This is a genomic window from Streptomyces sp. NPDC045967, from assembly GCF_056430495.1.
The window spans coordinates 1-24,822 of record NZ_JBWKLE010000001.1 but is presented as its reverse complement, the minus strand read 5'-3'; the positions used below and the strand labels follow the sequence as shown (position 1 = coordinate 24,822).

Here is a 24,822-nt window from a genome sequence, read left to right as displayed (position 1 = left end):
CCCGGCGGACCGGGTGGGGGCCGCTGGGGGTCGGACGCGGCGGACCGTTACGGGGAGCGGCGGATGAGGAGGAGGGCTCGGTCGTCGTTGACGTCCTTGGCCACCTTCTCGATCAGGTGCCACGCCGCGCCCTCCCAGCCGGCGGCGACGTAGCGGTCGGCCTCGCCCGTGAGGCGGTCGATGCCCTCGCTGATCTCGCGGTCGGCCGTCTCGACGAGGCCGTCGGTGAAGAGCATCAGGACGTCGCCCCGGCGCAGGTTCCCCCGGGCGGGAGTGAATTCCGCGCCGTCGTAGACGCCGAGGAGGGGGCCTTCGCCGGACATCTCCTGCCAGCGGCCGGTACCGGCGGAGAGCTGGAGCGCGGGGAGGTGGCCGGCGGAGAGGAGTTCGTAGTCGCCGGTCCGCAGGTCCAGCACGAGGTGGATGGAGGTGGCGAAGCCCTCGTCCCAGTCCTGGCGCAGCAGGTAGCCGTTGGCGGCGGGCAGGAAGCCGTGCGGCGGGAGGGCGCCGAGCAGGCCGCCGAAGGCGCCGGAGAGGAGGAGGGCGCGGGAGCCGGCCTCCATGCCCTTGCCCGAGACGTCGGTCAGGACGATCTCCAGGGTCCGGCCGCCGTTGGTGCGGGCCGCGACGACGAAGTCGCCGGAGAAGGACTGGCCGCCGGCCGGGCGCAGGGCCATCTCGCGGTGCCAGCCGCGCGGCAGGGGCGGCAGTTTGCTCTGGACGCGGATCCGCTCGCGCAGGTCGAAGAGCATGGTGCCGCCGCGCCGCCAGGGCACGCCGACGCGGCTGCGGAACTGTGCGATGACCAGCCCGAAGAAGCCGCAGGCGGCGACGACCAGGACGGTGCCGGGGGTGACCCGGGCCGGCCCCAGGGTGTAGGGGCCGAGGACGACGGCCTCGACGATGAGGGCGGCCGCGGAGGCCCCGTACAGCCCGAGGAGGCTGGCGGGGCGCAGCAGCAGCCCGCCGGCCACGATCGGCAGGACGAGGGCCGAGGGCGAGAACCAGACGGGCAGCACTATCGTGCCGCAGGCGATGGCGGGGACGGTGAGGAGCAGTCCGACGAAGGCGAGCCAGTCGGAGGCGTCCCCGCGGAAGTAGTCGACGGCGGATTTGCGCAGGGAGGTGCGGGCCCGGTGCGACGCCATGCGCATCCGGGCCAGGAGGGTGTCCACGCGTGCTCCGGCCATTGCTTCGGGACCCTATCCATCCCGGCTGTGGATGCGCAGCGGTACCCCTGGTCCCGCGGCGGGAGACCGCCGGAAAACCCTTCGACCGGGACCGGGCACCCTGGTAGGGATGGTCATATGGCCCTTGACATACGCGTGTTGCAGCGGGATGAGTGGGATGCCTGGTTCGATCAGCTGGAACTGGCGTTCGGTGGAGTGGCCGACTCGCCGCAGAGCCGGGAGCTCCACCGGTCCTTGACCGAGCCCGACCGCTCCCTCGGTGTCTGGGACGGCGAGGAATGCGTCGGCTCGGCCTCGGCGTTCAGCTTCCGCCTCTCGGTTCCGGGCGGCGCGCTGGTGCCCGCGGCCGGGGTCACGATGGTGGGCGTCTCCCCCACGCACCGGCGGCGGGGGCTGCTCAGCTCGATGATGCGGCGCCTGCTGGACGACGTACGGGCGGCCGGTGAGCCGCTCGCCGTGCTGACGGCGTCCGATCCGGCGATCTACGGGCGGTTCGGCTACGGCATCGGCGCCTACGCCATGGGGCTGGAGATCGACACGGCCCGCGTCCGGCTCTCGCTGCCGGCGGGGGTGGAGGCGGTACGCGTACGGCTCGTCGATCCGCTAAAGGCACTGGCCGACTGCGAGCGGGTGTACGCCGAACTGCTCGGCCGGCGGCCGGGCATGTTGGCCCGGCGGCCCGGCTGGGAGCGGTACGTCATCTCGGATCCGCCGCAGGACCGCGCCGGGGCCTCGCCCCTGCAGTGCGTGGTCGCCGAAGGCCCGGACGGGGAGGTGGCCGGCTACGCCCGCTATCGGGTCGCACCCCACTGGAACACGTCCGGCTCGGAGGGGGAGGTCGAGCTGGTGGACCTCGACGCGCTCGATCCGGTGACGACGGCGGCGCTGTGGCGCCACCTGTTCGGGATCGACCTGACCTGGACGGTACGGGCCGGCAGGCGGCCGGTGGACGACGCGGTGCTGCACCTGGTCACCGACGTGCGGCGGTCGAAGCCGCGCGTGCGCGACGCGCTCCACGTACGGCTGGTGGACCTGCCGGCGGCGCTCTCAGAGCGGACGTACGGGGCCGGGCTGGACGTGGTGCTGGAGGTCGAGGACGCGTTCTGCCCGTGGAACGCGGGCCGGTGGCGGCTCACCGCCGACGGGTCGGGCGCGGCGCTCTGCGTGCGGACCGCGGATCCGGCGGACCTGGCCCTGTCGGTCCGGGAGCTGGGGGCGGCGTACCTGGGCGGGACCGCGCTGACGTCGCTGGCGGCGGCCGGGCTGGTCCGGGAGCTGCGGCCGGGCACCCTGGTGCCGGCCTCGCGCGCCTTCGCCGGGGACGTCGCCCCGTGGCTGCCGCACAGCTTCTGACGGGGACGGAGGCCCGCCGGAGCGACAGGACCTAGCGGACCTGGCAGCCGGGGCACCAGAACAGGTTGCGGGCGGCCAGCCCGGCGGTGCGGATCTCGCCGCCGCAGAGGTGGCAGGGCATGTTCGCCCTGCGGTAGACGTACACCTCGCCGCCGTGGTCGTCGACGCGGGGCGGCCTGCCCATCGCCTCGGGCAGGTGCTCGTCGCGGACGGTGTCGATGCGGTTCTTGCGCACGCCTTCGCGCATCAGGACGCCCAGGTCCTGCCACATGGCGTCCCATTCGGCGCGGGTGAGGTCCTTGCCGAGGCGGTAGGGGTCGATGCCGTGGCGGAAGAGGACCTCGGCCCGGTAGACGTTGCCGACGCCCGCGACGACCTTCTGGTCCATCAGCAGGGCGGCGATGGTGGTGCGGGAGCGGGAGATCCGCTGCCAGGCCCGGTCGGGGTCGTCGTCCGGCCGCAGCGGGTCGGGGCCGAGCCGGTCGTGTATCTCCCTCTTCTCGGCCCCGCCGATCAGTGCGCAGGCGGTGGGCCCGCGCAGGTCGGCGTAGTGGTCCTCGTTCTGGAGCCGCAGTCGGACGGTGTCGGTCGCGGGCGGCGCCGGGGCGGGGCCGAAGCCGAGCTTGCCGAACAGGCCGAGGTGGATGTGGATCCAGTCCTCGCCGAGGCCGAGGAAGAGGTGCTTGCCGTGCGCCTCGGCGCTCTCCAGCTCGCGCCCGTCGAGCAGGGCCGCGCTCTGCGCGAAACGGCCCTGGGGGCTGCTGACGCGGACCGGGCGGGCGGCGAACCGCTCGGTGTGGTCCCGGGCGAGGCGGTGGATCGTATGCCCCTCGGGCACGGCGGACTCCTGGAGACGGGAACGGCCGCGCCGCCCCCGGCGGGGAGCGGCGCGGCCGGAAGCGGATCAGCCCTGGGGGTGGTGGGCCGGGATCGGGGGCAGCTCGCCGGTCTGCTCGTACGCGGAGAGCATGTCGATGCGGCGGGTGTGGCGCTCCTCGTCGGAGTACGGGGTCGCCAGGAACGCCTCGATGAAGGAGACGGCCTCCTCCTGGGTGTGCATCCGGCCGCCGACCGAGATCACGTTGGCGTTGTTGTGCTCGCGGCCGAGCTTCGCGGTCTCCACGCTCCAGGCGAGGATGGCGCGCACGCCCTTGACCTTGTTCGCGGCGATCTGCTCGCCGTTGCCGGAGCCGCCGATCACGATGCCGAGGCTGCCGGCGTCCGCGGCCGTCTTCTCCGCGGCGCGGAGGCAGAACGGCGGGTAGTCGTCCACCGCGTCGTAGATGTGGGGCCCACAGTCGACGGGCTCGTGGCCGTTGTTCTTGAGCCAGTCCACCAGGTGGTTCTTGAGCTCAAAGCCGGCATGGTCGGATCCGAGGTACACGCGCATGGTCCGAGTGTGGCACGAGGGGGCCCCGCGACCGGCAACGGGGTGTCGCGTAGGTCACGTCCCAAGCTCAAGTAAACCCAAAGAACGCAGATGGGACACGGCGGGAGCAAGGTCCGGAGCGTTCGCCCGAAGGCAACGATCCGGATTTGGGCCTTCCGTCCTGCGTTCATCTCAGGTTTGAATGCCCGGGCCTCGCAACCCGAGAACCTAAGGATCCGTCCATGAGCACCACGACGACCCTTCAGAAGGCAGGAGACCCCGCCGGCAACCCCGGTCCGGGCCAGCCCTCCGACGGTCTGAAGGCCGGTCTCAAGAACCGCCACCTTTCCATGATCGCCATCGGCGGCGTCATCGGCGCCGGCCTCTTCGTCGGCTCCGGCGGCGGCATCGCCAAGGCCGGTCCCGCCATCCTGATCTCCTACGCGCTGGTCGGCGCGATGGTCGTCTTCGTGATGCGGATGCTCGGCGAGATGGCCGCGGCCAGCCCGAACTCGGGTTCCTTCTCCGCCTACGCCGACCGCGCGCTCGGGCGCTGGGCCGGCTTCTCCATCGGCTGGCTGTACTGGTTCTTCTGGGTCGTCGTCCTCGCCGTGGAGGCCACCGCCGGCGCCGCCATCCTCGAGAGCTGGATCCCGGCCGTCCCGCAGTGGGCCTGGGCCCTGATCGTGATGGCGGTCCTGACGGTCACCAACCTCGGCTCGGTCGCCTCCTACGGTGAGTTCGAGTTCTGGTTCGCGGGCATCAAGGTCGTCGCCATCGGCGCCTTCGTCGTCGTCGGCCTGCTGGCCGTCTTCGGCGTGCTGCCGGGCTCGGACAACCCGGGCGCGGGCTTCGCGCACCTGACCGACGCGGGCGGGTTCTTCCCCAACGGCTACGGCGCGGTCCTCACCGGTGTGCTGATGGTCGTCTTCTCCTTCATGGGCAGCGAGATCGTCACCCTCGCCGCGGGCGAGTCGGAGAACCCCCGCAAGGCGGTCACCCAGGCCACGAACTCCGTCATCTGGCGGATCGGCGTCTTCTACCTCGGTTCGATCTTCGTCGTGCTGACGCTGCTGCCGTGGAACGACAAGTCGATCACCGAGAAGGGCTCGTACGTCGCCGCCCTCGACTCGATCGGCATCGCCAACGCCGGCACGATCATGGAGGTCATCGTCCTGACCGCCGTGCTGTCCTGCCTGAACTCGGGCCTCTACACCGCCTCCCGCATGGCCTTCTCGCTCGGTGAGCGCGGCGACGCGCCGAAGGCGTTCGCCAAGGTCAACTCCCGGGGTGTGCCGGTGGCCGCGATCCTGGGCTCCACGGTCTTCGGCTTCGTCGCCGTCTACTTCAACTACGCGTTCAAGGACACGGTCTTCAACTTCCTGTTGAACTCCTCGGGCGCCATCGCGCTGTTCGTCTGGCTGGTGATCTGCTTCACCCAGCTGCGGATGCGCGGGATCCTGGTCCGCGAGGCCCCGGAGAAGCTGACCGTGAAGATGTGGCTCTTCCCGTGGCTGACCTGGGCCACCGCCGCCCTGATCACCTTCGTGATCGGCTACATGTTCGTGGACGACGCGAACCGCGAGGTCGTCACGCTGTCCACGCTGGTCGCGGGCGCCGTCGTGCTCGTGGGCGTGGTGCTGGACGTCCGCCGCAAGCGGGCCGCCGTCCAGGGCTGATCCCGCCCGTGCACCGACGCCGGAGCCCGGCCCGCCTGTGACGGCGGGCCGGGCTCCGGTGCTTGCGCGGGTCCGCTCGGCAGCGGCGGACCGGGGCCGCTCAGCCGCGGCGGCCGGCCAGCTTCCAGGCGGCCGGCAGGGCGCCCATCGCCAGGGCGGCCTTGAGCGCGTCGCCGATCAGGAACGGGGTCAGGCCCGCGGCGACGGCCGCGCCCAGGGACATGCCCGTCGCGCCCATCAGGTACGGCACGCCCACCGCGTAGATCACCGCGGAACCGGCCGCCATCGTGCCCGCGGTCCGCAGGACCGAGCGGTCGGCGCCCCGGCGCGCCAGGGCGCCGACGAGGGTGGCGGCGAGGAGCATGCCGAGCACGTAGCCGAAGGAGGCGCCGGACGCGCCGGAGGTGCCGCCCGCGAACCAGGGCATCCCGGCCGCGCCGAGGACGGCGTAGAGCCCGAGGGCCAGGAAGCCGCGGCGGGCACCGAAGGCGGCGCCGACGAGCAGCGCCGCGAAGGTCTGGCCGGTGACCGGAACCGGGGAGCCGGGCACCGGCACCGCGATCTGCGCGGCCAGTCCGGTGAGCGCGGCTCCGCCGACGACGAGCGCGATGTCGCGTACGCGGCTCGCGGGCAGCAGGTCGGCGAGGACGGCGCCGGGCCGGAAGGAGACGGAAGCGGTGCTCATCGAGGGGCTCCGGGAGGTCGTGGTGACGGGACGATCACCGACGTTAGTCCGCGGCCCCCGGTGCCCCCACCGCCGCCCGGCACAAAGGCGTACTCCTCGGTTTGGTGGAGACCGCACAAAGACCCGCACCACCGCCCCGGGGCGCGTGATCCGCGTCACGGGGAAGATCCGACAACACATCCGTTTTGCACACGAGCCCGCCGCTCGGTGAGACTGTAGGGTCCCGCCAATCCGGATGCGGAGCCCCTACCGCCGCTGGGCCGAACGAGAGTACGAGCACCCCTCATGCGCGACCGCCTGCCCGAAGCTCCCCCGACCCCGGGCGACCTGCCCGCGGAGCCCCTCAGCCACAGCCTCAAGCAGCGCCACCTGACCATGCTGGGCCTCGGCGGCGTGATCGGTGCGGGGCTCTTCGTCGGCTCCGGCGCCGGCATCGGCATCGCCGGCCCCGCGATCATCTGCTCCTACCTGCTCGCGGGCGTGCTCGCGATGCTGGTGATGCGCGCGCTCGGCGAGATGTCGGCGGCGATGCCCGCCTCCGGGTCCTTCTCGGTCTACGCGGAGAAGGCCCTGGGCCGGTGGGCCGGGTTCTCGGCCGGCTGGCTGTACTGGTTCCTGCTGGTCGTCGTGCTCGCCGTGGAGGCCACCGGCGCCGCGAAGATCGCGGCGGGCTGGGTGCCCTCGGTCGACCAGTGGGTCTGGGTGCTGCTCTTCATGGTGGTGTTCACCGTCAGCAACCTGGCGGCCGTGCGGAACTTCGGCGAGTTCGAATTCTGGTTCGCCGCACTGAAGGTCGGCGCGATCGTGCTGTTCCTGGTCCTCGGCACCCTGGCGATCTTCGGCCTGCTCCCCGACACGGACCCCGTCGGCATGGCCAACCTCACCGGCCGGGGTGGCTTCTTCCCGGCCGGCATGGGCGGGGTCGTGGCGGGCATGCTCGCGGTCGTCTTCGCCTTCGGCGGGCTGGAGGTCGTCACCATCGCCGCAGCGGAGTCCGACGACCCGGCCCGCTCCGTGTCCCGCGCGGTGCGCAGCGCCGTGTGGCGCATCCTCTTCTTCTACGTCGGCTCGATGGCGGTCATCGTGGCCCTGCTGCCGTGGGACTCCCTCGAGGCGGGTCAGAGCCCGTACGTCGCGGTCCTGGACTCCATCGGCATCCCGGCGGCCGGCCAGATCATGAACATCGTGGTGTTCGTGGCGCTGCTGTCGGCACTGAACGCCAACCTGTACGGATCCTCGCGCATGGTGTTCTCGCTGGCCGAGCGCGGCGAGGCGCCCCGGGCACTGCTGAAGGTCTCGGGCAGCGGGGTGCCGCGGCGCGCGGTCTTCGCCTCGGTGGCCTTCGGCTTCGTCTCGGTGGTGCTGAACCTGCTGTGGCCGGACACGATCTTCCTCTACATGCTGAACGCGGTCGGCGCGGTGCTGCTGTTCGTGTGGGCGCTGATCGCGGTCTCGCAGCTGAAGCTGCGCCGCCGGATCGAGCGGGACATGCCGGAGCGGCTCACCCTGCCGATGTGGCTGTTCCCGTACGCGACCTGGGCGGCGCTGCTCGGCATGGCGGCGGTCCTGGTGCTGATGCTGTTCGACGACGCGGCCCGGCCGCAGTTGCTGTGGTCCACCGGCGCCGCCGCCGCGGTGCTGCTCGTGGCCTGGGTGCGGGAGGTCCGGGCCCGTCGGCTCTGACGGTTCACGGCGTATGCGGCAGGGCCCGGGACAAGGTCCCGGGCCCTGCGGCGTACTCGGTTTCGGTTCTCGGCGTACTCGGTTCTCGGCGTGCTCGGTTCGGCGCTGTGCGGGCGGGTGATCACGTCGCGTGAAGCAGGCGTCCGGATGATGGACGCGCTCCGTCCGACTATCGGACGGTTCGGCAGACTGACCCCCATGAGCCAGAGCACCGTCACACCCCCCGGAACCGAGCAGCCACCTCCGCCTCAGGCCGGCGGCGGGTCCCCCCTCGGCAACGGACTCAAGCAGCGCCACCTCTCGATGATCGCCCTCGGCGGGGTCATCGGCGCCGGGCTCTTCGTCGGGTCCGGCGCGGGCATCGCCGCCGCCGGTCCCTCGATCGTGCTCGCGTACGCGGCGTCCGGGATCCTGGTGATGTTCGTGATGCGGATGCTCGGGGAGATGTCGGCGGCCAACCCCGCCTCCGGCTCCTTCTCCGTCCACGCCGAGCGGGCCATCGGCCCCTGGGCCGGGTTCACCGCCGGCTGGATGTTCTGGACGCTGCTGTGCGTGGGCGTGGCCATCGAGGCCATCGGTGCGGCGCACATCATGACCGGCTGGTTCCCGGGCACCCCCTCCTGGATGTGGGTGCTGCTCTTCATGGCGGTCTTCTGCGGGTCGAACCTGGCCGCCGTCTCCCACTTCGGCGAGTTCGAGTTCTGGTTCGCCGCGCTCAAGATCGGCGCCATCGGGCTCTTCCTGGGTCTCGGCGTGCTGGCCGTGCTCGGCGTGCTGCCCGGCGCCGGCTCCCCCGGCGCCGCCAACCTGCTGCACGACGGCGGGTTCCTGCCCAACGGGGTCGAGGGCCTGCTGGTCGGTCTGCTCACCTCGGTCGTCGCGTACGGCGGGCTGGAGACGGTGACCATCGCGGCCGCCGAGTCCGAGAACCCCGTCAAGGGCGTGGCCAGGGCCGTGAAGACGACGATGTGGCGGATCGCGGTCGTCTACGTCGGCTCCATGCTGGTGATCGTCACCCTGCTGCCGTGGAACGACCCGGCGGTCGCGGCGGACGGCCCCTACGCCGCCACCCTGGACCACCTGGGCATCCCGGCCGCCGGCCAGATCATGAACGTGGTCATCCTGATCGCCCTGCTGTCCGCGATGAACGCCAACATCTACGGGTCCTCGCGGATGGCCTACTCCCTCGTCGCCCGCGGTCAGGGCCCGAAGGCGCTGGGCAAGGTCACCGGCCGCGTGCCGCGCCGCGCGGTGCTCGCCTCCTGCGGCTTCGGCTTCGTCACCGTCCTGCTGTCGTACTGGTACCCGGACACCCTGTTCGCCTGGCTGCTCAACATGGTCGGCGGGGTCATCCTCGTCGTCTGGGGCTTCATCGCCGTCTCGCAGTTCGTGCTGCGCCGCCGGCTGGAGCGGGAGGCCCCGCAGAAGCTGGTCGTGCGGATGTGGGGCTTCCCGTACCTGACGTGGGTGGCGCTGGCGGGCGTGGCCGGAGTGCTGGTGCTGATGGCACTGGGCGAGGACACCCGGATCCAGGTGGTCTTCACCGGCGGCCTGACCGTCGCCCTCGCGGTGACCGGCCGGATCCTCCAGAAGCGGACCGCCGCCCGCGCCTGACGGACCGGAGACGACGGAGGCGGGCCCCGTGCGCGAGCACGGGGCCCGCCTTCTTCGCATGCCCTCGCACTCAGGGACCCTTACGTGTGACCAGCCATAGATACTGCTAGCGTGCAGTTGCGCATAAGTTGCAATAAGCAGTCGGACCGCCGAGGGGACCGGATCACACGCATGGCCATCTACACGCTTCCCGAGCTTCCGTACGACTACGCGGCGCTGGAGCCGGTGATCAACCCGCAGATCATCGAGCTGCACCACGACAAGCACCACGCTGCCTACGTCACGGGCGCCAACACCACGCTGGAGCAGCTGGCGGAGGCGCGCGACAAGGAGAACTGGGCCGCCCTGAACGGCCTCGAGAAGAACCTCGCGTTCCACCTCTCCGGCCACATCCTGCACAGCATCTACTGGCACAACATGGCCAGCCCGAAGACCGGAGAGGGCGGCGGCGAGCCCACCGCCGCCGACGGCCTGGGCGACCTGGCCGACGCGATCACCGAGTCCTTCGGCTCCTTCGCGAAGTTCAAGAAGCAGCTCACCTTCGCCTCTTCCGCCACCCAGGGCTCGGGCTGGGGCGTGCTCGCCCACGAGCCGGTCAGCGGCCGCCTGGTCGTCGAGCAGGTCTACGACCACCAGGGCAACGTGGGCGTGGCCAGCACCCCGATCCTCGTCTTCGACGCCTGGGAGCACGCCTTCTACCTGCAGTACAAGAACCAGAAGGTGGACTTCATCGAGGCGATGTGGAACGTCGTCAACTGGCAGGACGTCTCGAGGCGCTACGCCGACGCCAAGGCCAACACCCCGCTGCTGATCCCCACCACGGGCTGATCGCACCCCCAGCCCGTCCGCCTCGTGATCGTCTTCTCACCTGTCACCGGCGGGCGTGTCCAGCGGAAGACCCCCGTGAGGACGTGACTCACGGGGGTCTTCCTGCGTGCAGGGGCCGGACTACTCGAAGGACGGCTCCGCGGTGCGGGTGCGCTTGATCTCGTAGAAGCCGGGGATGGAGGCGACGAGCAGGGTGCCGTCCCACAGCCGGGCCGCGGCCTCGCCGCGCGGGGCCGGGGTGACGACCGGGCCGAAGAAGGCCACGTCCTCGCCGTCGGCGCCGGGCACCGAGATCACCGGGGTGCCGACCTCCTGGCCGACCCGGTTGATGCCGTCGTCGTGCGAGGCCCGCAGCACCTCGTCGTACTCGTCGGAGTCGGCATAGGCGAGCAGCTCGGCCGGCAGGTCGAGGGCCGCCAGCGCCTCCGCGATGGCCTCGCGGGTCGGGCCCTTGCCCTCGTTGTGGATGCGGGTGCCGAGCTCGGTGTAGAGCTTGCCGGTGATCTCGTCACCGAACTTCTGCTGGGCCGCGACCACCACGCGCACCGGCGCCCAGCCCTTGGGGCCGAGCAGCTCGCGGTAGCGCTCGGGCAGTTCGTCGAGCTTGTTCTCGTTCAGGACGGCCAGGCTCATCACGTGCCAGCGCACCTCGACGTCGCGCACCTTCTCGACCTCGAGCATCCACCGGGACGTCATCCAGGCCCAGGGGCAGAGCGGGTCGAACCAGAAGTCGACCGGGGTCTTCTCGCGCACCTGGGTGTCGGACATGTCTCTCCCTCGTCACTCTCACGGCATCGTTCACGGTGTCCCCCTCGCCAACCAGCGCGCCTTCGCACGCATTCCCCCCATGGGAGGATTCGAGCGAAGGAACGCGACCACGCACGAAGGAGTGCACGTGCCCGGAGAGAATCTGTCCCGCGACGAGGCCCGGACGAGGGCCGAACTGCTGTCCGTCGACGGGTACGAGGTGGTCCTCGACGTGAGGTCCGCGGTGGACGAGGCCGAACCGGCCGAGGGCCCCCGGACCTTCCGCTCGGTGACCACGATCCGCTTCCGGGCCGCGGCGCCGGGCGCCGCCACCTTCGCGGACCTGATCGCCCCGTCCGTGAACTCCGTCACCCTCAACGGCCGCGAGCTGGACGTGGCGGCCGTCTTCGACGGCGCGCGCATCGCCCTGGACGGCCTGGCCTCGGAAAACGTGCTCGTGGTGGACGCGAACTGCGCCTACAGCCGGACCGGGGAGGGCCTGCACCGCTTCGTGGACCCGGAGGACGGCGAGGTCTACCTCTACACCCAGTACGAGCCGGCCGACGCCCGGCGGGTGTACGCGAACTTCGAGCAGCCGGACCTGAAGGCGCCCTACCGCTTCGAGGTGTCCGCGCCCGACGGCTGGCAGGTGTGGAGCAACGGAGCCGAGGAGTCCCGGGAGGCGGGGGTGTGGCGGTTCGCCGAGACCGCGCCCATCTCCACCTACATCACCTGCGTGGTGGCGGGCCCCTACCACTACGTCACGGACTCCTACACCCGCGGGGAGCTGACGATCCCGCTCGGCGCGATGTGCCGCAAGGGGCTCGCCAGGCACTTCGACGCGGACGACGTCTTCCTGGTCACCAAGCAGGGCTTCGACCTCTTCCACGAGATCTTCGACTACCCGTACCCCTTCGGGAAGTACGACCAGGCGTTCGTGCCGGAGTACAACCTCGGCGCCATGGAGAACCCGGGGATGGTGACCTTCCGCGAGGAGTACATCTTCCGCGGCAAGGTGACGCAGGCGTCCTACGAGCGGCGCGCCAACGTGATCCTGCACGAGATGGCGCACATGTGGTTCGGCGACCTGGTCACCATGAAGTGGTGGGACGACCTGTGGCTGAAGGAGTCCTTCGCCGACTTCATGGGCTCCTTCGGTCTGGTGGAGGCCACCCGTTTCGACCAGGCGTGGGTGACCTTCGCCAACAGCCGCAAGGCGTGGGCCTACCGCGCCGACCAGCTGCCCTCCACGCACCCGATCACGGCCGACATCCGCGACCTGGAGGACGCGAAGCTGAACTTCGACGGCATCACCTACGCCAAGGGTGCCGCCGTCCTCAAGCAGCTGGTGGCCTATGTGGGGCGGGAGGCGTTCCTGGAGGGCGCCCGGCGCTACTTCAAGGCGAACGCGTACGGGAACACCACGCTGGACGACCTGCTGTCGGTGCTCGCGGAGGTCTCCGGGCGGGACATGGCCGAGTGGTCGCGCGCCTGGCTGCAGACGGCCGGGGTGAACGCGCTGACGCCGTCGGTGACCTGTGACGCGGGTGGGCGCGTGACGGAGCTGGCGGTACTGCAGGACGGCGACGAGCCTCGGCCGCACCGGGTGATGGTCGGCCTGTACCGGCTGGAGTCCGACGGCACGCTGGTGCGCTACGCGCGGGCCGGGACGGACGTGTCGGGTGCGCGGACGGCGGTCCCGGAGCTGGCGGGCCGGGAGCGGCCGGACCTGGTGCTGGTCAACGACGAGGACCTCACCTACTGCAAGGTCCGCTTCGACGAGCGCTCGCTGACCACGGTGCGGGCCCACCTGGGGGACCTGACGGATCCGCTCGCGCGGGCGCTGAGCTGGTCGGCGCTGTGGAACATGACGCGGGACGGGCTGATGCCCGCGCGTGACTTCATCTCGCTGGTCCTCGCGCACGCCGGGCGGGAGACGGACGTCGGCGTGCTGCAGATGCTGCACGCGCAGGCGCTGACCGCGATCACCCACTACACGGCGCCGGGCCGGCGCGAGCAGGGCGGCCGGGAGCTGGCGGCGGGTGCGCTGCACGAACTGCGGCTGGCGGAGCCGGGATCCGAGCACCAGCTGACCTGGGCGCGCTTCTTCGCGGCGAGCGCGTCGAGCGAGGGCGACTTCCAGCTGCTGCTCGGGCTGCTGGAGGGGTCCGCGCGGATCGACGGGCTGGAGGTGGACCAGGAGCTGCGCTGGGACTTCCTGCTGCCGCTGGCCGCGCACGGCGCGGTGGACGAAGGCGTGCTCAGCGCCGAACTGGCGCGCGACGACACGGCGTCGGGCAAGCGGCACCAGGTGCGCTGCCTGGCGGCGCGGCCGTCGGCGGCGGTGAAGGACCAGGCGTGGGCGGCGGTGGTCGAGTCGGACGCCCTGTCGAACGCGCTGGCCGAGGCGACGATCGCCGGTATGCAGCAGCCCGCGCAGCGCGGCCTGCTGGCGGCCTACACGGGGCCGTACTTCGAGGCGATCGAGCGGGTGTGGGCGGACCGGTCGATCCAGATCGCCATGGACGTGGTGAAGGGGCTCTACCCGTCGCTCCAGGACCCGGAGCCGACGCTGGCCGCCACCGACGCCTGGCTCGCCGCCCACGCGGACGCCGCCCCGGCCCTGCGCCGCCTGATCCTGGAGTCCCGCGACGACCTGTCCCGGGCCCTGCGCGCGCAGCGCTGCGACGAGGCGGCGGGCAGCCAGGCCCTGTCGTCAAGGTAGCGCCCGCCCGGGTGCGGGAGCCGTCCTGGGACGGCTCCCGCGTCCCGCGGGGCGTTCGAGCTGCGGGACCCGGCAGGCTATCGGCAGTCGAACGTCCGTACTTTAGCCCCGGCTTGTCCCGATTTGCCGACGGGCGTGTAACAGGGGTTAGCAAGGTCATGGCCTGAGGGAATCACTGCGTCATGAACCACAACGCACCCCTCCCCCTCGCCCACCTCACCGGCAGCCGCCCCCGCGTGCTGACCCTGGCGCAGCTGCGCGAGCACGGCGTCACCGCCTCCGACGCCGCCGGGCGGCCCTGGCAGCAGATCCTGCCCGGGGTGTTCCTGCTGCACGCGGGGCCCGCGACGAGCGAGGAGCGGCTGCACGCCGCCCTGCTGTACGCGGGCCGGCGCGGCGGCGAGGCCATGATCACCGGGCTGGCGGCGCTCGCCCTGTACCGGTTCGGCTCCGCGCCCGCGCTGCTCGCCCTGTCCCACATCGACGTACTCGTTCCCGGCACCCGGCGGCTGCGCTCCACCGGCGACGTACGGATCGTGCGCGCGCACACCCCGCCCAGGCCCCACGAGGTGACCGGCCTGCCGGTGGCCCCCGTCGCCCGGGCCGTCGCCGACGCCGTCGTCCGGCTCGACGACGCCGCCGCCGTACGCCGCGTGCTCAGCGAAGCCGTCCGCGGCGGGCACTGCGAACCGGCGGCCCTGGTGCGGGAGCTGACGGTGGCGCGGCTGCTGAACCGGCCGCACGTGGTCGGCGCCGTCGAATCGCTGCTCGCCGAGGGGCGCGCCATGGCCGAGGACCGGCTCTACCACCTCGTACGGGGCTACGACCTCCCCGAGCCCGTCTGGAACGTGGACCTGCGCCTGCCCGGCGGCCCGCACCTCGGCGGGGTCGACGCGTTCTGGCCCGAGCACTCCGTCGCCGTGGAGATCGACACCCGCGCCCCGCGCCAGGGCGAGGACGAGCAGTGGTCCGAGTGCGTCCGCAAGCGGGAGACCCTGGAGCGGCTCGGGGTGACCGTCATCCACATCACCCCGCGCAAGCTGCGGGACTGGCCCGAGCAGCAGGCCGCGGTCGTCCGGACCGCGCTGGCGGCGTCGGGCGACCGCGATCCCGCCTCCTATCTGGTGGTGCTGCCCAGGTGAGGCGAGTACTCCGGGGTGCTCCACCGCAGCCGCCCCGGATGCAGACCCTCCACCACCGACTCCACACGGAAGCGCACGCGCCGCTCCCCGCCGCCGCCGAACTCGGTGCGCGCCCGGCCGCTGAGCTGGAGCAGGGCCCCGCTCTCCCAGTCCGGGAACAGCAGCCCGGCCCGTGGATCGGCCGCCAGGTTCCCCAGGGTGAGGAACATGGCGTTGCCCGCGTAGTCCGGCCAGGACAGCTCCCCGGGCGAGGAGACCTCCACGAAGCCCGGGAGCCCGCCCCGGTGGCTGGCGTCGACCCCGTCCGCCTCCGCCGTGGTGGCCACGAAGAAGGTGTCGGCGGCCCGGACGGCCCGCTCCTGGCCGGGGGTGAGCGCCTCCCCGCGCCGCAGCACACCGGGGCCTTCGGCGGCGCGGTCCAGCGGCTCGCGCTTCTGCAGGTACTTCGGGCAGTTTGCGAAGACCTGTTCGGCGTGCACCGCGAACCCGCCCCCGGTCACCTCGAGTGTTCCGTTCAGCCGCATCCGGCGCCGGGTGCGCGGGTCGAGCGCGATCGTGCCGACCCGGGTTCCCGCGGTGCCCAGCGCCCGCGTGAGGGGGTCGCCCGCGGGTGGTCCGCCCGTGACCGCGATGCGGTCCGGCCCGGTGGCCCGTACGAAACCGGGCGGCCCCGTGAGCAGCGAGGCCCACATCCGGCCCGCGCCGTCGGCGGCGCCGACGACCAGGTGGGGCTGGAGGCCCAGGAACGCGGCGGCCACGTCCCGGATGCCCGTGCCGATCGAGCGGCCGACGTGTTCGGCCTGCTCCCGCACGCCGACCCGTTCCTGCACGGCCAGCGGCCCTTCGTGGTAGGCGCCGGTGCTCATCAGAAGAATCCGCAGGTGGGAGCGGACTCCACGGGGGCGGGCGCACCGTCGGCGCCCTCCGGTACGGAGATCTCCAGCCGGGTGCCGTCGGGGTCGTGGAAGAAGATGCCGCCGGAGGCGGACCCCTCGCCGTGGGCGACGACCCCCTCGTAGGCGAACTCCACGCCCAGTGACTTCAGGCGCTCCTCGTAGGCCCGCACCTCTTCGAGGGCGCCGGCCGAGAAGGCCAGGTGGTGCAGACCGGCCGAAGCGGGGGCGAAGGCGCCGTCGGCCTGCTGCCACAGGGTGAGGACGAGTTCGCCGTCCTGGCCGAGGAAGGCGAAGCGGCGGCCTTCCTCCTTGCCCTCGCCCAACGGCCGGAAGCCGAGGGTGTCGCGGTAGAAGGCGAGCGAGCGGTCGAGATCGGTGACATTGAGACCCACGTGGCCCGTGCGGAGCTTGCCGATGGCGCTCGTCATGGACGTACCTTCCCCAGAGGATTGCGGCTAACCTTCTAAATTAACGTTAGTGGTTAGTACGCCGAGCGTCAACCAGCCACGTACCCTTGAGGGGTTAGCAGGTGATCGGCGTGAAGGTGCGAGGGACATGACGGCGGCGGACCCACGACCCCTGACCGGGGAGCCGGTCGCCCTCGACCTGCTGAACACCCGCTGGGCCGGCGACGGCGGACCGCACGACCTCTTCGCGGGAGCGGCCGGGCTCTCCCGGCTCGAAGGGCTCGCGGTCTGGCTGGAGAGCACCGGCCTGGCCGGCCGCTTCCGGGCGGACGCCCCGACGCTCGTCCACCTGCTGACCGCACGCGAGGCCCTGGCCCGCGCGGTGGCCGACCCCGCCGACGAGAGCGCGCGGGCCCTGGTCGACGCGGTGCTGGAGCACGGCCGGATCCGACCCACCCTGACCGCCGAAGGACCGGGCGAGCGGGCCGAGTTCGACGACCGGACCTGGGGGCCGGCCTGGACGGCCGCCCGCAACTACCTGGAACTCCTGGGCACCGCGCCCGACCGGATCCGCAAGTGCGCCTCCGCGGCCTGTGTCCTGCACTTCCACGACGTCTCGCGCAACGGCACCCGGCGCTGGTGCTCGATGGCCGTCTGCGGAAACCGGGCGAAAGCCTCCCGCCATTACGCGCGCACGCGCGAGCGCTGAAACCGCGGAAGTTGTCACACCTGATCCGGCACGGAGCCCCGCACCACCCGTGACGCACGGCCGGTAAGTCTACAAATCCACTCTCCAGCCCGCCCGGTCGTCCCAGTCCGTCCCGGTACGGCCGTGCTGGCGCATGCTGCGCGCTGGCGAGAGTCCGCCATGTCAGGTCTCGGTAAATAACAACTTCCCCCAAAGACCTTGCTCTTGCGCAAAGCTGACCGGTCATCCGGCACCGAAATCCGGACCGTTTCTTCCACTGACCAGGGATGCAGATGACCCTCGAATCCCCCAGCTCCATACGCGGGGCCAGACGTGCCGCGCGCGTCGCGGCCGCGGCCGGCCTGGTGGCCGCCCTCGCGGCCACCGGCTCCGCACCCGTCTTCGCGGCCACCGGCACGGACACCCCGGGCGCCAAGGCGGCCGTGAAGTCCGCGGACAAGAAGCTCGGTTCGGCCGACGCCGAACTGCTCCAGGCCGCCAAGACCAAGGGTGACGCGAACGTCACCGTCATGGTCGCGACCGCCCCCGGCCAGACCAAGCAGGTGGCCGACCAGCTCGACGCCGTCCCGGGCGCCTCGGTGGGCCAGACGTACGACAAGCTCGGCTACGTCCGCGCCACCCTGCCCACGGGCAAGGCGGAGGCCGCGCTGAAGGCGGCCGCCAAGCTGTCCTCGGTGCACGGCATCGACCTGCGTCACGAGATCCAGCTGCCCGACCCGCGGCCCGACGCCCACGGCGCAGCGGGCGCGGGCCGGACGAACGCGGCGGAGGCCTACCCGGCCCCGGGCAAGGACACGCCGGCGAAGAACCCGTACAACCCGTCCTTCGAGACCGGCGCGGTCGACTTCGTCGAGAAGAACCCGCAGGCAGACGGCCGCGGCGTGACCATCGGCATCATGGACTCGGGTGTCGACCTCGGTCACCCGGCCCTGCAGAAGACCACCACCGGCGAGCGCAAGATCGTCGACTGGGTGACCGCGACCGACCCGATCACCGACGGCGACGCCACGTGGCGCGCCCAGATCACCCCGGTCACCACGGCGGCCGGCGCCTTCTCCGCGGGCGGGGCGAGCTGGAAGGCGCCCGAGGGCACCTTCCAGTGGAGCCGGTTCAGCGAGTCGATCACCGCCAACGGCGACATGAAGGGCGACGTCAACCGGGACGGGGACACCACCGACCGGTTCGGCATGCTCTACGACGTGGCCGCCGGCACCGTCCGCGTCGACACCGACCAGGACAACGACTTCACGAACAACGAGCCGATGAAGCCGTACAAGGACGGCTACCAGATCGGCTACTTCGGCACGGACGACCCGGCGACCGAGGTCGCCGAGCGCATCCCGTTCGTGATCGAGATCCGCAAGGACGTCCCGATGGACCCGCTGGGTGGTGACTGGGTCGGCAAGAAGGCCGACTTCGTCAACATCGGCATCATCGAGTCCGAGCACGGCACGCACGTCGCCGGCATCACCGCCGCCCACAGCCTCTTCGGCGGCAAGATGAACGGCGAGGCGCCCGGCGCCAAGCTCGTCTCCTCGCGCGCCTGCTCCTGGTCCGGCGGCTGCACCAACATCGCGCTGACCGAGGGCATGATCGACCTGGTCGTCAACCGCGGCGTCGACATCGTCAACATGTCGATCGGCGGCCTCCCGGCGCTGAACGACGGCAACAACGCGCGCTCCGAGCTGTACAAGAACCTCATCGACACCTACGGCGTCCAGCTCGTCATCTCGGCGGGCAACGAGGGCCCGGGTGTCAACACGATCGGCGACCCCGGCCTCGCGGACAAGGTCATCTCCGTGGGCGCGTCGGTCTCCAAGGAGACCTGGGCCGCCAACTACGGCGCCGGCGTGGCCAAGAAGTACAACATGTTCCCCTTCTCCTCGCGCGGTCCGCGTGAGGACGGCGGGTTCACCCCGACCATCACCGCCCCCGGCTCGGCCATCAACACCATCCAGACCTGGCTGCCCGGCGCCCCGGTGAAGGAGGCCGGCTACCAGCTCCCGGCCGGTTACGGCATGCTGCAGGGCACCTCGATGTCCTCGCCGCAGGCGGCGGGCGCCGGCGCCCTGCTGATCTCGGCCGCCAAGCAGCACAACATCAAGCTGACCCCGGCGAGCCTGCGCGTGGCGCTCACCAGCACCGCGAAGAAGATCGACGACGTCCCGGCGCACGCCCAGGGCGCCGGTCTGATCGACGTCCTCGGCGCGTGGGACTCCATCCAGGGCGACGCGAAGGCCAACGAGTTCACCGTGAAGGCCCCGGTCGACACCGCGATCGACCAGTTCCTGAAGACCCCGGGCTTCGGCACCGGCGTGTACGACCGCGAGGGCGGCCTGAAGGTCGGCCAGAAGAAGGTCTACGACGTCGTCGTCACCCGCACCACGGGCGTCAAGTACGGCACCCGGCACAACCTGAGCTGGCGCAACAACGACGGCACCTTCAAGGTCATCGGCGGCTACGACTACGTCACGCTGCCGCTGAACAAGCCCGTCACCATCAAGGTCGAGGCCAAGGCCACCTCGGCGGGCGTCCACAGCGGCATCCTGCAGCTGGACGACGAGACCACCGAGGGCATCGACAAGCAGATCCTGACCACGGTCGTCGCCGCCGCGCCGCTGGCGAAGCCGTCGTTCACGCTGTCGGACACCTCCTCCGTGCAGCGCAACAGCCACAAGTCGTACTTCGTGACCGTCCCGGTCGGCGCCAAGACCCTCGAGGTCGCCCTCGGCGGTCTGAGCGCCGGCAGCCAGACCCGCTTCATCTCGATCCACCCGTACGGCCTGGGCGTCGAGGACAGCGCCACCACCCAGTGCTACCCGAACTACGACAACCCGGCGAACGCCTGCCGCCCCGACCTGCGCTCCTACGCCGACCCGCAGCCGGGCGTCTGGGAGATCGAGGTCGAGTCGCGCCGTACGTCGCCGCTGCTGGACAACCCCTTCAAGCTGGACGTCTCCGTGCTCGGCGCGGCCTTCGACCCCGCGGTCAAGGTCCTGCCCGAGGTCACGCAGGGCACCCCGGCCCCGGTCCAGTGGACCGTGAAGAACGACGCCGCGGCGATCTCCGGCGGCAAGCTCCAGGGCGGCCCGCTCGGTTCCGCGAAGGTCGCCAAGCCGACCATCGCGAACGGTGAGACCCACACCAGCGAGGTCACCATCGGCGAGGGCGTCTCCCGCCTCGACATCGCGATCGGCAAGGTGTCCGACACCGGCGCCGACCTGGACCTCGACGTGTACAAGGACGGCGTCAAGGTCGGCAGCTCCGCCGACGGCGACTCCGAGGAGAGCGTGAGCCTGGTGAACCCGGGCGCGGGCACCTACACCATCGAGGTGTTCGGCTACGCGGTCCCGGCCGGCTCGACCACCTACGACTACCGCGACGTGTACTTCTCGGCCGCCCTGGGCTCCGTCCAGGTCGACGGGGCCGCCGCGGTCAACCTCGCCAACGGCGCCTCCACGGCCGTCGCGGCGAACGTCCTGGTCAACGCCGCGGCCCCCGAGGGCCGGCAGTTCTTCGGCGAGGTCCGGCTGCTGAACGCCCGCGGCACCGCCGCCGGCACCGGCAGCGTGCAGATCGAGAAGGTCCTCCCCGTCACCCCGTGACCCCGTGAACCCGGTCACCCGGGGCCGCGGGACCGGAGGGGTGGTGCCCGTCATGGCGGGCACCACCCCTCCGGGCGTTTCCCACCCCGTGCGACCAGGCAAAACGAGGTCCACGTCCCGGTCGCCGTCCGTTCCTCGGACAATGGATTGGACAAGGCTCGTGGTGTCGAACGCATGATGGCCTCACGCGCGCCCGCGTCGTACGTACCAAAAGGAGTCACCGTGAGGGTCGGAATCGTCGGAGCCACCGGACAGGTCGGCGGAGTCATGCGCGGCATCCTCGCCGAGCGGAAGTTCCCGGTGGACGAGCTGCAGCTGTTCGCCTCCGCCCGCTCCGCGGGCTCCACCCTGGAGTGGGAGGGCCGGGAGATCACCGTCGAGGACGCCTCCGCGGCCGACTACTCCGGCCTGGACATCGTGCTCTTCTCCGCGGGCGGCGCCACCTCGAAGGCCCTCGCCGAGAAGGTCGCCGCGCAGGGCGCCGTCGTGATCGACAACTCCTCCGCCTGGCGCAAGGACCCCGAGGTCCCCCTGGTGGTCTCCGAGGTCAACCCGCACGCGATCAGGAACCGCCCCAAGGGCATCATCGCGAACCCGAACTGCACCACCATGGCCGCGATGCCGGTGCTGCGCCCGCTGCACGCCGAGGCCGGCCTCGCGGCGCTGGTCGCCACCACCTACCAGGCGGTCTCCGGCTCGGGCGTGGCCGGTGTCGCCGAGCTCGACGGCCAGGTCAAGGCCGTCGCCGAGCGGGCCGCAGGGCTGGTGCACGACGGCGGGGCCGTCGACTTCCCCGAGCCGGGCGTGTACAAGCGTCCGATCGCCTTCAACGTGCTCCCGCTCGCGGGCTCGATCGTCGACGACGGCTCCTTCGAGACCGACGAGGAGCAGAAGCTCCGCAACGAGTCCCGCAAGATCCTGGAGATCCCGGAGCTCAAGGTCTCCGGCACGTGCGTGCGCGTGCCGGTCTTCTCCGGCCACTCCCTCCAGATCAACGCCCGCTTCGCCCGCCCGATCAGCGTCGAGCGCGCCCTTGAACTGCTGAAGGACGCCCCGGGCGTCGAGCTGTCGGAGATCCCGACCCCGCTGCAGGCCGCGGGCCGCGACGCCTCGTACGTGGGCCGCATCCGCGCCGACGAGACCGTCGAGAACGGCCTCGCCCTGTTCGTGTCGAACGACAACCTGCGCAAGGGCGCGGCCCTGAACGCGGTCCAGATCGCGGAGCTGGTCGCCGAGGAGCTGCGCGGCTGACCCGCCGGCGACGACCGGAGGGGCGGCACCGCGGGGGTGCCGCCCCTCCGGCGTGTCCGGAAGCGCCGGCCGCTGCCGCTGCGGCCGGGCCGCCGGCGGCCGCGTTCGCCCACGGATTACTCCGACGCGGTGGGCGGGGCCCGCGTGGAAGGATGGCCGGCAACGTCACCATCGAAGGAGATGACCGCGTGCCAGGCACGAATCTCACCCGTGAAGAGGCCCAGCAGCGGGCGAAGCTGCTCACCGTCGACTCGTACGAGATCGAACTCGATCTCAGCGGCGCGCAGGAGGGCGGCACCTACCCCTCCGTGACCACCGTGCGCTTCCAGTCGGCCGAGGCCGGGGCCGAGACCTTCATCGACCTGGTCGCCCCGGCCGTGCACGAGGTCGTCCTGAACGGCAAGGCGCTCGACGTCGCCGCCGTGTTCCGCGACTCGCGCATCGCCCTGAAGCACCTGGCGGCCGGGCCCAACGAGCTGCGGGTCGTCGCGGACTGCGCCTACACCAACACCGGCGAGGGCCTGCACCGGTTCGTCGACCCGGTGGACCAGCAGGCTTACCTGTACACCCAGTTCGAGGTGCCGGACGCCCGGCGGGTCTTCGCCAGCTTCGAGCAGCCCGACCTGAAGGCCACGTTCCAGTTCACCGTGACGGCGCCCGAGGGCTGGACGGTCATCTCGAACTCCCCACGCGACGTCTCCCGGGGGGCCGAGCCCGGGGACCGGGTCTGGGTGTTCGAGCCGACCCCGCGCATCTCCTCCTACATCACCGCGCTGATCGTCGGCCCCTACCACGCGGTCCACAGCACCTACGAGGGACCGGACGGGCAGTCCGTGCCGCTCGGCATCTACTGCCGGCCCTCGCTCGCCGAGTTCCTCGACGCCGACGAGATCTTCGACGTCACCCGGCAGGGCTTCGACTGGTTCCAGGAGAAGTTCGCCTACGCCTACCCCTTCGCCAAGTACGACCAGCTCTTCGTCCCGGAGTTCAACGCGGGCGCCATGGAGAACGCGGGCGCCGTGACCATCCGCGACCAGTACGTCTTCCGCTCGAAGGTGACGGACGCGGCGTACGAGGTGCGTGCGGAGACGATCCTGCACGAGCTCGCGCACATGTGGTTCGGCGACCTGGTCACCATGGAGTGGTGGAACGACCTGTGGCTGAACGAGTCGTTCGCCACCTACACCTCGATCGCCTGCCAGGCGTACGCCCAGGGCTCGAAGTGGCCCCACGCGTGGACCACCTTCGCCAACTCCATGAAGACCTGGGCGTACCGCCAGGACCAGCTGCCCTCCACGCACCCGATCATGGCGGACATCCGCGACCTGGACGACGTCCTGGTCAATTTCGACGGGATCACCTACGCCAAGGGCGCCTCGGTGCTCAAGCAGCTCGTGGCCTACGTCGGGCAGGACGCCTTCTTCCAGGGCGTGCAGGCGTACTTCAAGGCGCACGCCTTCGGCAACACGCGCCTGTCGGACCTGCTGGGCGCCCTGGAGAAGACCTCGGGCCGCGACCTGACCGCCTGGTCCACGGCGTGGCTGGAGACCGCCGGCATCAACGTCCTGCGCCCGGAGATCGAGACCGACGCGGACGGTACGGTCACCGCCTTCGCGATCCGCCAGGAGGCCCCGGCGCTCCCGGCGGGCGCCCAGGGTGAGCCCGTGCTGCGCCCGCACCGCATCGCGGTCGGCCTCTACGAGCTCGAGAACGGCGCCCTGGTGCGCACCGACCGGATCGAGCTGGACATCGACGGCGCGCTGACCGCGGTGCCGGAGCTGGTGGGCCGCGCCCGCCCGGCGGTCGTGCTGCTGAACGACGACGACCTGTCCTACGCCAAGGTACGCCTGGACGAGGTCTCCCTGGCCAACGTCACCGCGCACCTGGGCGACTTCACCCAGTCCCTGCCGCGGGCGCTGTGCTGGGCCTCGGCCTGGGACATGACGCGGGACGGCGAGCTGCCCACCCGGGACTACCTCGCGCTGGTGCTGTCCGGCATCGGCAAGGAGTCCGACATCGGCGTCGTCCAGACGCTGCAGCGCCAGGTGAAGCTGGCCGTGGAGCTGTACGCCGACCCGGCCTGGCGCGAGGAGGGCCTGGCGATCTGGACCGGGGCCGCGCTGGAGCACCTGCGCGCGGCCGCGCCGGGCAGCGACCACCAGCTGGCCTGGGCCCGCACCTTCGCGGCGGCGGCCCGCACCGAGGACCAGCTGGCCTACCTGTCGGCGCTGCTGGACGGCTCGGCCGAGCTGGAGGGTCTGGCGGTCGACACCGAGCTGCGGTGGACCTTCCTGGAGCGGCTGGTCGCGATGGGCGCCGCCGACGAGCAGGCCATCGCCGACGAGCTCCGGCGGGACTCCACCGCGGCGGGCGAGCGCCACGCGGCGACCTGCCGGGCGGCGCGCCCGACGGCCGAGGCCAAGGCCGAGGCGTGGGCCTCGGTGGTCGAGGCCGACGACCTGCCGAACGCGGTGCAGGAGGCGGTGATCGGCGGCTTCGTGCAGGCCGACCAGCGCGAGCTGCTGGAGCCGTACGCGGAGAAGTACTTCGCGGTGGTCAAGGAGGTCTGGGACAGCCGCAGCCACGAGATCGCGCAGCAGATCGCGGTGGGCCTGTACCCCTCCCTGGCCGTCTCCCCGGCGACGCTGGACGCCACGGACGCCTGGCTGGCGTCGGCCGAGCCGAACGCGGCCCTGCGCCGCCTGGTCTCGGAGTCCCGCGCGGGCGTCGAGCGCGCCCTGAAGGCACAGGCGGCCGACGCCGCCGCCGCCTCCTGACGGGTCGGACCCACAAAAAAAGGGGGGCGGGGGGGGGGGGGGGGGGGGGGGGGGGGGGGGGAGGGGGGGGGGGGGCGGGGGGGGGGGAGGGGGGGGGGGGGGGGGGGGGGGGGGGGGGGGGGGGGGGGGGGGGGGGGGGGGGGGGGGGGGGGGGGGGGAGGT

The 24,822-nt window shown here is 71.8% G+C and carries 18 protein-coding genes; 11 read left to right on the top strand and 7 right to left on the bottom strand.

Annotated features, from left to right (window positions below; translation table 11 throughout):
• Positions 1-47: 47 nt before the first annotated feature.
• Complete coding sequence (locus AC07FY_RS00090; RefSeq protein ID WP_478998554.1) at positions 48-1,190, bottom strand: SpoIIE family protein phosphatase; 1,143 nt, start codon at positions 1,188-1,190, stop codon at positions 48-50.
• A gap of 117 nt (positions 1,191-1,307) precedes the next feature.
• Between AC07FY_RS00090 and AC07FY_RS00085 the strand changes: the two genes are divergently transcribed.
• Positions 1,308-2,543 carry a GNAT family N-acetyltransferase gene (locus AC07FY_RS00085; RefSeq protein WP_478998553.1) on the top strand — a complete coding sequence of 412 codons (1,236 nt, stop codon included), beginning with the start codon at positions 1,308-1,310 and terminating at the stop codon, positions 2,541-2,543.
• A gap of 31 nt (positions 2,544-2,574) precedes the next feature.
• Here the strand turns inward: AC07FY_RS00085 and AC07FY_RS00080 are convergent, their stop codons facing one another.
• Both AC07FY_RS00080 and AC07FY_RS00075 read right to left on the bottom strand, forming a co-directional pair.
• Positions 2,575-3,381: an Fpg/Nei family DNA glycosylase gene (locus AC07FY_RS00080; protein WP_478998551.1), complete on the bottom strand. Its 807-nt coding sequence runs from the start codon at positions 3,379-3,381 to the stop codon at positions 2,575-2,577.
• A 66-nt stretch (positions 3,382-3,447) separates the two neighbouring features.
• The gene (locus AC07FY_RS00075) at positions 3,448-3,933 is read right to left on the bottom strand and encodes a ribose-5-phosphate isomerase (protein ID WP_478998549.1); all 486 of its coding nucleotides are present in this window, start codon (positions 3,931-3,933) and stop codon (positions 3,448-3,450) included.
• A 221-nt stretch (positions 3,934-4,154) separates the two neighbouring features.
• On the opposite strand from AC07FY_RS00075, the gene AC07FY_RS00070 reads away from it, so the two are divergent.
• A complete protein-coding gene (locus AC07FY_RS00070) occupies positions 4,155-5,591 on the top strand; it encodes an amino acid permease (protein ID WP_478998547.1) in 1,437 nt (478 codons plus the stop codon).
• Positions 5,592-5,691: 100 nt separating this feature from the next.
• Here AC07FY_RS00070 and AC07FY_RS00065 read toward each other — a convergent pair whose 3' ends face one another.
• Positions 5,692-6,276 carry a biotin transporter BioY gene (locus AC07FY_RS00065; RefSeq protein ID WP_478998546.1) on the bottom strand — a complete coding sequence of 195 codons (585 nt, stop codon included), beginning with the start codon at positions 6,274-6,276 and terminating at the stop codon, positions 5,692-5,694.
• A 285-nt stretch (positions 6,277-6,561) separates the two neighbouring features.
• Here AC07FY_RS00065 and AC07FY_RS00060 point away from each other — a divergent pair, with 285 nt between their 5' ends.
• The 3 genes from AC07FY_RS00060 to AC07FY_RS00050 all read left to right on the top strand — a co-directional run bounded on the left by AC07FY_RS00060 (position 6,562) and on the right by AC07FY_RS00050 (position 10,401).
• Positions 6,562-7,959, top strand: coding sequence for an amino acid permease (locus AC07FY_RS00060; RefSeq protein WP_478998544.1), 1,398 nt, complete (start codon positions 6,562-6,564; stop codon positions 7,957-7,959).
• A gap of 198 nt (positions 7,960-8,157) precedes the next feature.
• A complete protein-coding gene (locus AC07FY_RS00055) occupies positions 8,158-9,573 on the top strand; it encodes an amino acid permease (protein ID WP_478998542.1) in 1,416 nt (471 codons plus the stop codon).
• Positions 9,574-9,744: 171 nt separating this feature from the next.
• Positions 9,745-10,401: a superoxide dismutase gene (locus AC07FY_RS00050; protein ID WP_478998540.1), complete on the top strand. Its 657-nt coding sequence runs from the start codon at positions 9,745-9,747 to the stop codon at positions 10,399-10,401.
• Positions 10,402-10,521: 120 nt separating this feature from the next.
• Here AC07FY_RS00050 and AC07FY_RS00045 read toward each other — a convergent pair whose 3' ends face one another.
• Positions 10,522-11,169 carry a mycothiol-dependent nitroreductase Rv2466c family protein gene (locus AC07FY_RS00045; protein WP_478998538.1) on the bottom strand — a complete coding sequence of 216 codons (648 nt, stop codon included), beginning with the start codon at positions 11,167-11,169 and terminating at the stop codon, positions 10,522-10,524.
• A 127-nt stretch (positions 11,170-11,296) separates the two neighbouring features.
• Between AC07FY_RS00045 and pepN (AC07FY_RS00040) the strand changes: the two genes are divergently transcribed.
• Complete coding sequence (gene pepN, locus AC07FY_RS00040) at positions 11,297-13,873, top strand: aminopeptidase N (protein ID WP_478998536.1); 2,577 nt, start codon at positions 11,297-11,299, stop codon at positions 13,871-13,873.
• Between the two features lie 182 nt (positions 13,874-14,055).
• Positions 14,056-15,015: a hypothetical protein gene (locus AC07FY_RS00035; protein ID WP_478998534.1), complete on the top strand. Its 960-nt coding sequence runs from the start codon at positions 14,056-14,058 to the stop codon at positions 15,013-15,015.
• Here AC07FY_RS00035 and AC07FY_RS00030 read toward each other — a convergent pair.
• Both AC07FY_RS00030 and AC07FY_RS00025 read right to left on the bottom strand, forming a co-directional pair.
• The gene (locus AC07FY_RS00030) at positions 14,991-15,881 is read right to left on the bottom strand and encodes a pyridoxamine 5'-phosphate oxidase family protein (RefSeq protein ID WP_478998532.1); all 891 of its coding nucleotides are present in this window, start codon (positions 15,879-15,881) and stop codon (positions 14,991-14,993) included. The genes AC07FY_RS00035 and AC07FY_RS00030 overlap by 25 nt on opposite strands.
• Positions 15,881-16,339: a VOC family protein gene (locus AC07FY_RS00025; RefSeq protein ID WP_478998530.1), complete on the bottom strand. Its 459-nt coding sequence runs from the start codon at positions 16,337-16,339 to the stop codon at positions 15,881-15,883. Before AC07FY_RS00025 ends, AC07FY_RS00030 begins: the two co-directional genes overlap by 1 nt.
• A gap of 127 nt (positions 16,340-16,466) precedes the next feature.
• Between AC07FY_RS00025 and AC07FY_RS00020 the strand changes: the two genes are divergently transcribed.
• From AC07FY_RS00020 to pepN (AC07FY_RS00005), 4 genes are all read left to right on the top strand, one after another.
• Positions 16,467-17,027, top strand: coding sequence for a CGNR zinc finger domain-containing protein (locus AC07FY_RS00020; protein WP_478998528.1), 561 nt, complete (start codon positions 16,467-16,469; stop codon positions 17,025-17,027).
• A 272-nt stretch (positions 17,028-17,299) separates the two neighbouring features.
• On the top strand, positions 17,300-20,632 hold the full coding sequence (locus AC07FY_RS00015; RefSeq protein ID WP_478998527.1) for a S8 family serine peptidase: 3,333 nt from the start codon (positions 17,300-17,302) through the stop codon (positions 20,630-20,632).
• 222 nt (positions 20,633-20,854) lie between these two features.
• Complete coding sequence (locus AC07FY_RS00010; RefSeq protein ID WP_478998525.1) at positions 20,855-21,883, top strand: aspartate-semialdehyde dehydrogenase; 1,029 nt, start codon at positions 20,855-20,857, stop codon at positions 21,881-21,883.
• 188 nt (positions 21,884-22,071) lie between these two features.
• Positions 22,072-24,660 carry an aminopeptidase N gene (pepN, locus tag AC07FY_RS00005; RefSeq protein WP_478998523.1) on the top strand — a complete coding sequence of 863 codons (2,589 nt, stop codon included), beginning with the start codon at positions 22,072-22,074 and terminating at the stop codon, positions 24,658-24,660.
• The last annotated feature ends 162 nt before the right edge of the window (positions 24,661-24,822 follow it).

Bases quoted from the DNA above. Each gene is read 5' to 3' on its own strand.
- AC07FY_RS00015 (WP_478998527.1), top strand. From the start codon at position 17,300: ATGACCCTCGAATCCCCCAGCTCCATACGCGGGGCCAGACGTGCCGCG.
- AC07FY_RS00070 (WP_478998547.1), top strand. From the start codon at position 4,155: ATGAGCACCACGACGACCCTTCAGAAGGCAGGAGACCCCGCCGGCAAC.
- AC07FY_RS00065 (WP_478998546.1), bottom strand. From the start codon at position 6,276: ATGAGCACCGCTTCCGTCTCCTTCCGGCCCGGCGCCGTCCTCGCCGAC.
- AC07FY_RS00090 (WP_478998554.1), bottom strand. From the start codon at position 1,190: ATGGCCGGAGCACGCGTGGACACCCTCCTGGCCCGGATGCGCATGGCG.
- AC07FY_RS00055 (WP_478998542.1), top strand. From the start codon at position 8,158: ATGAGCCAGAGCACCGTCACACCCCCCGGAACCGAGCAGCCACCTCCG.
- AC07FY_RS00025 (WP_478998530.1), bottom strand. From the start codon at position 16,339: ATGACGAGCGCCATCGGCAAGCTCCGCACGGGCCACGTGGGTCTCAAT.
- AC07FY_RS00085 (WP_478998553.1), top strand. From the start codon at position 1,308: ATGGCCCTTGACATACGCGTGTTGCAGCGGGATGAGTGGGATGCCTGG.
- AC07FY_RS00045 (WP_478998538.1), bottom strand. From the start codon at position 11,169: ATGTCCGACACCCAGGTGCGCGAGAAGACCCCGGTCGACTTCTGGTTC.
- AC07FY_RS00035 (WP_478998534.1), top strand. From the start codon at position 14,056: ATGAACCACAACGCACCCCTCCCCCTCGCCCACCTCACCGGCAGCCGC.
- AC07FY_RS00075 (WP_478998549.1), bottom strand. From the start codon at position 3,933: ATGCGCGTGTACCTCGGATCCGACCATGCCGGCTTTGAGCTCAAGAAC.
- AC07FY_RS00030 (WP_478998532.1), bottom strand. From the start codon at position 15,881: ATGAGCACCGGCGCCTACCACGAAGGGCCGCTGGCCGTGCAGGAACGG.
- AC07FY_RS00060 (WP_478998544.1), top strand. From the start codon at position 6,562: ATGCGCGACCGCCTGCCCGAAGCTCCCCCGACCCCGGGCGACCTGCCC.
- AC07FY_RS00050 (WP_478998540.1), top strand. From the start codon at position 9,745: ATGGCCATCTACACGCTTCCCGAGCTTCCGTACGACTACGCGGCGCTG.
- AC07FY_RS00020 (WP_478998528.1), top strand. From the start codon at position 16,467: ATGACGGCGGCGGACCCACGACCCCTGACCGGGGAGCCGGTCGCCCTC.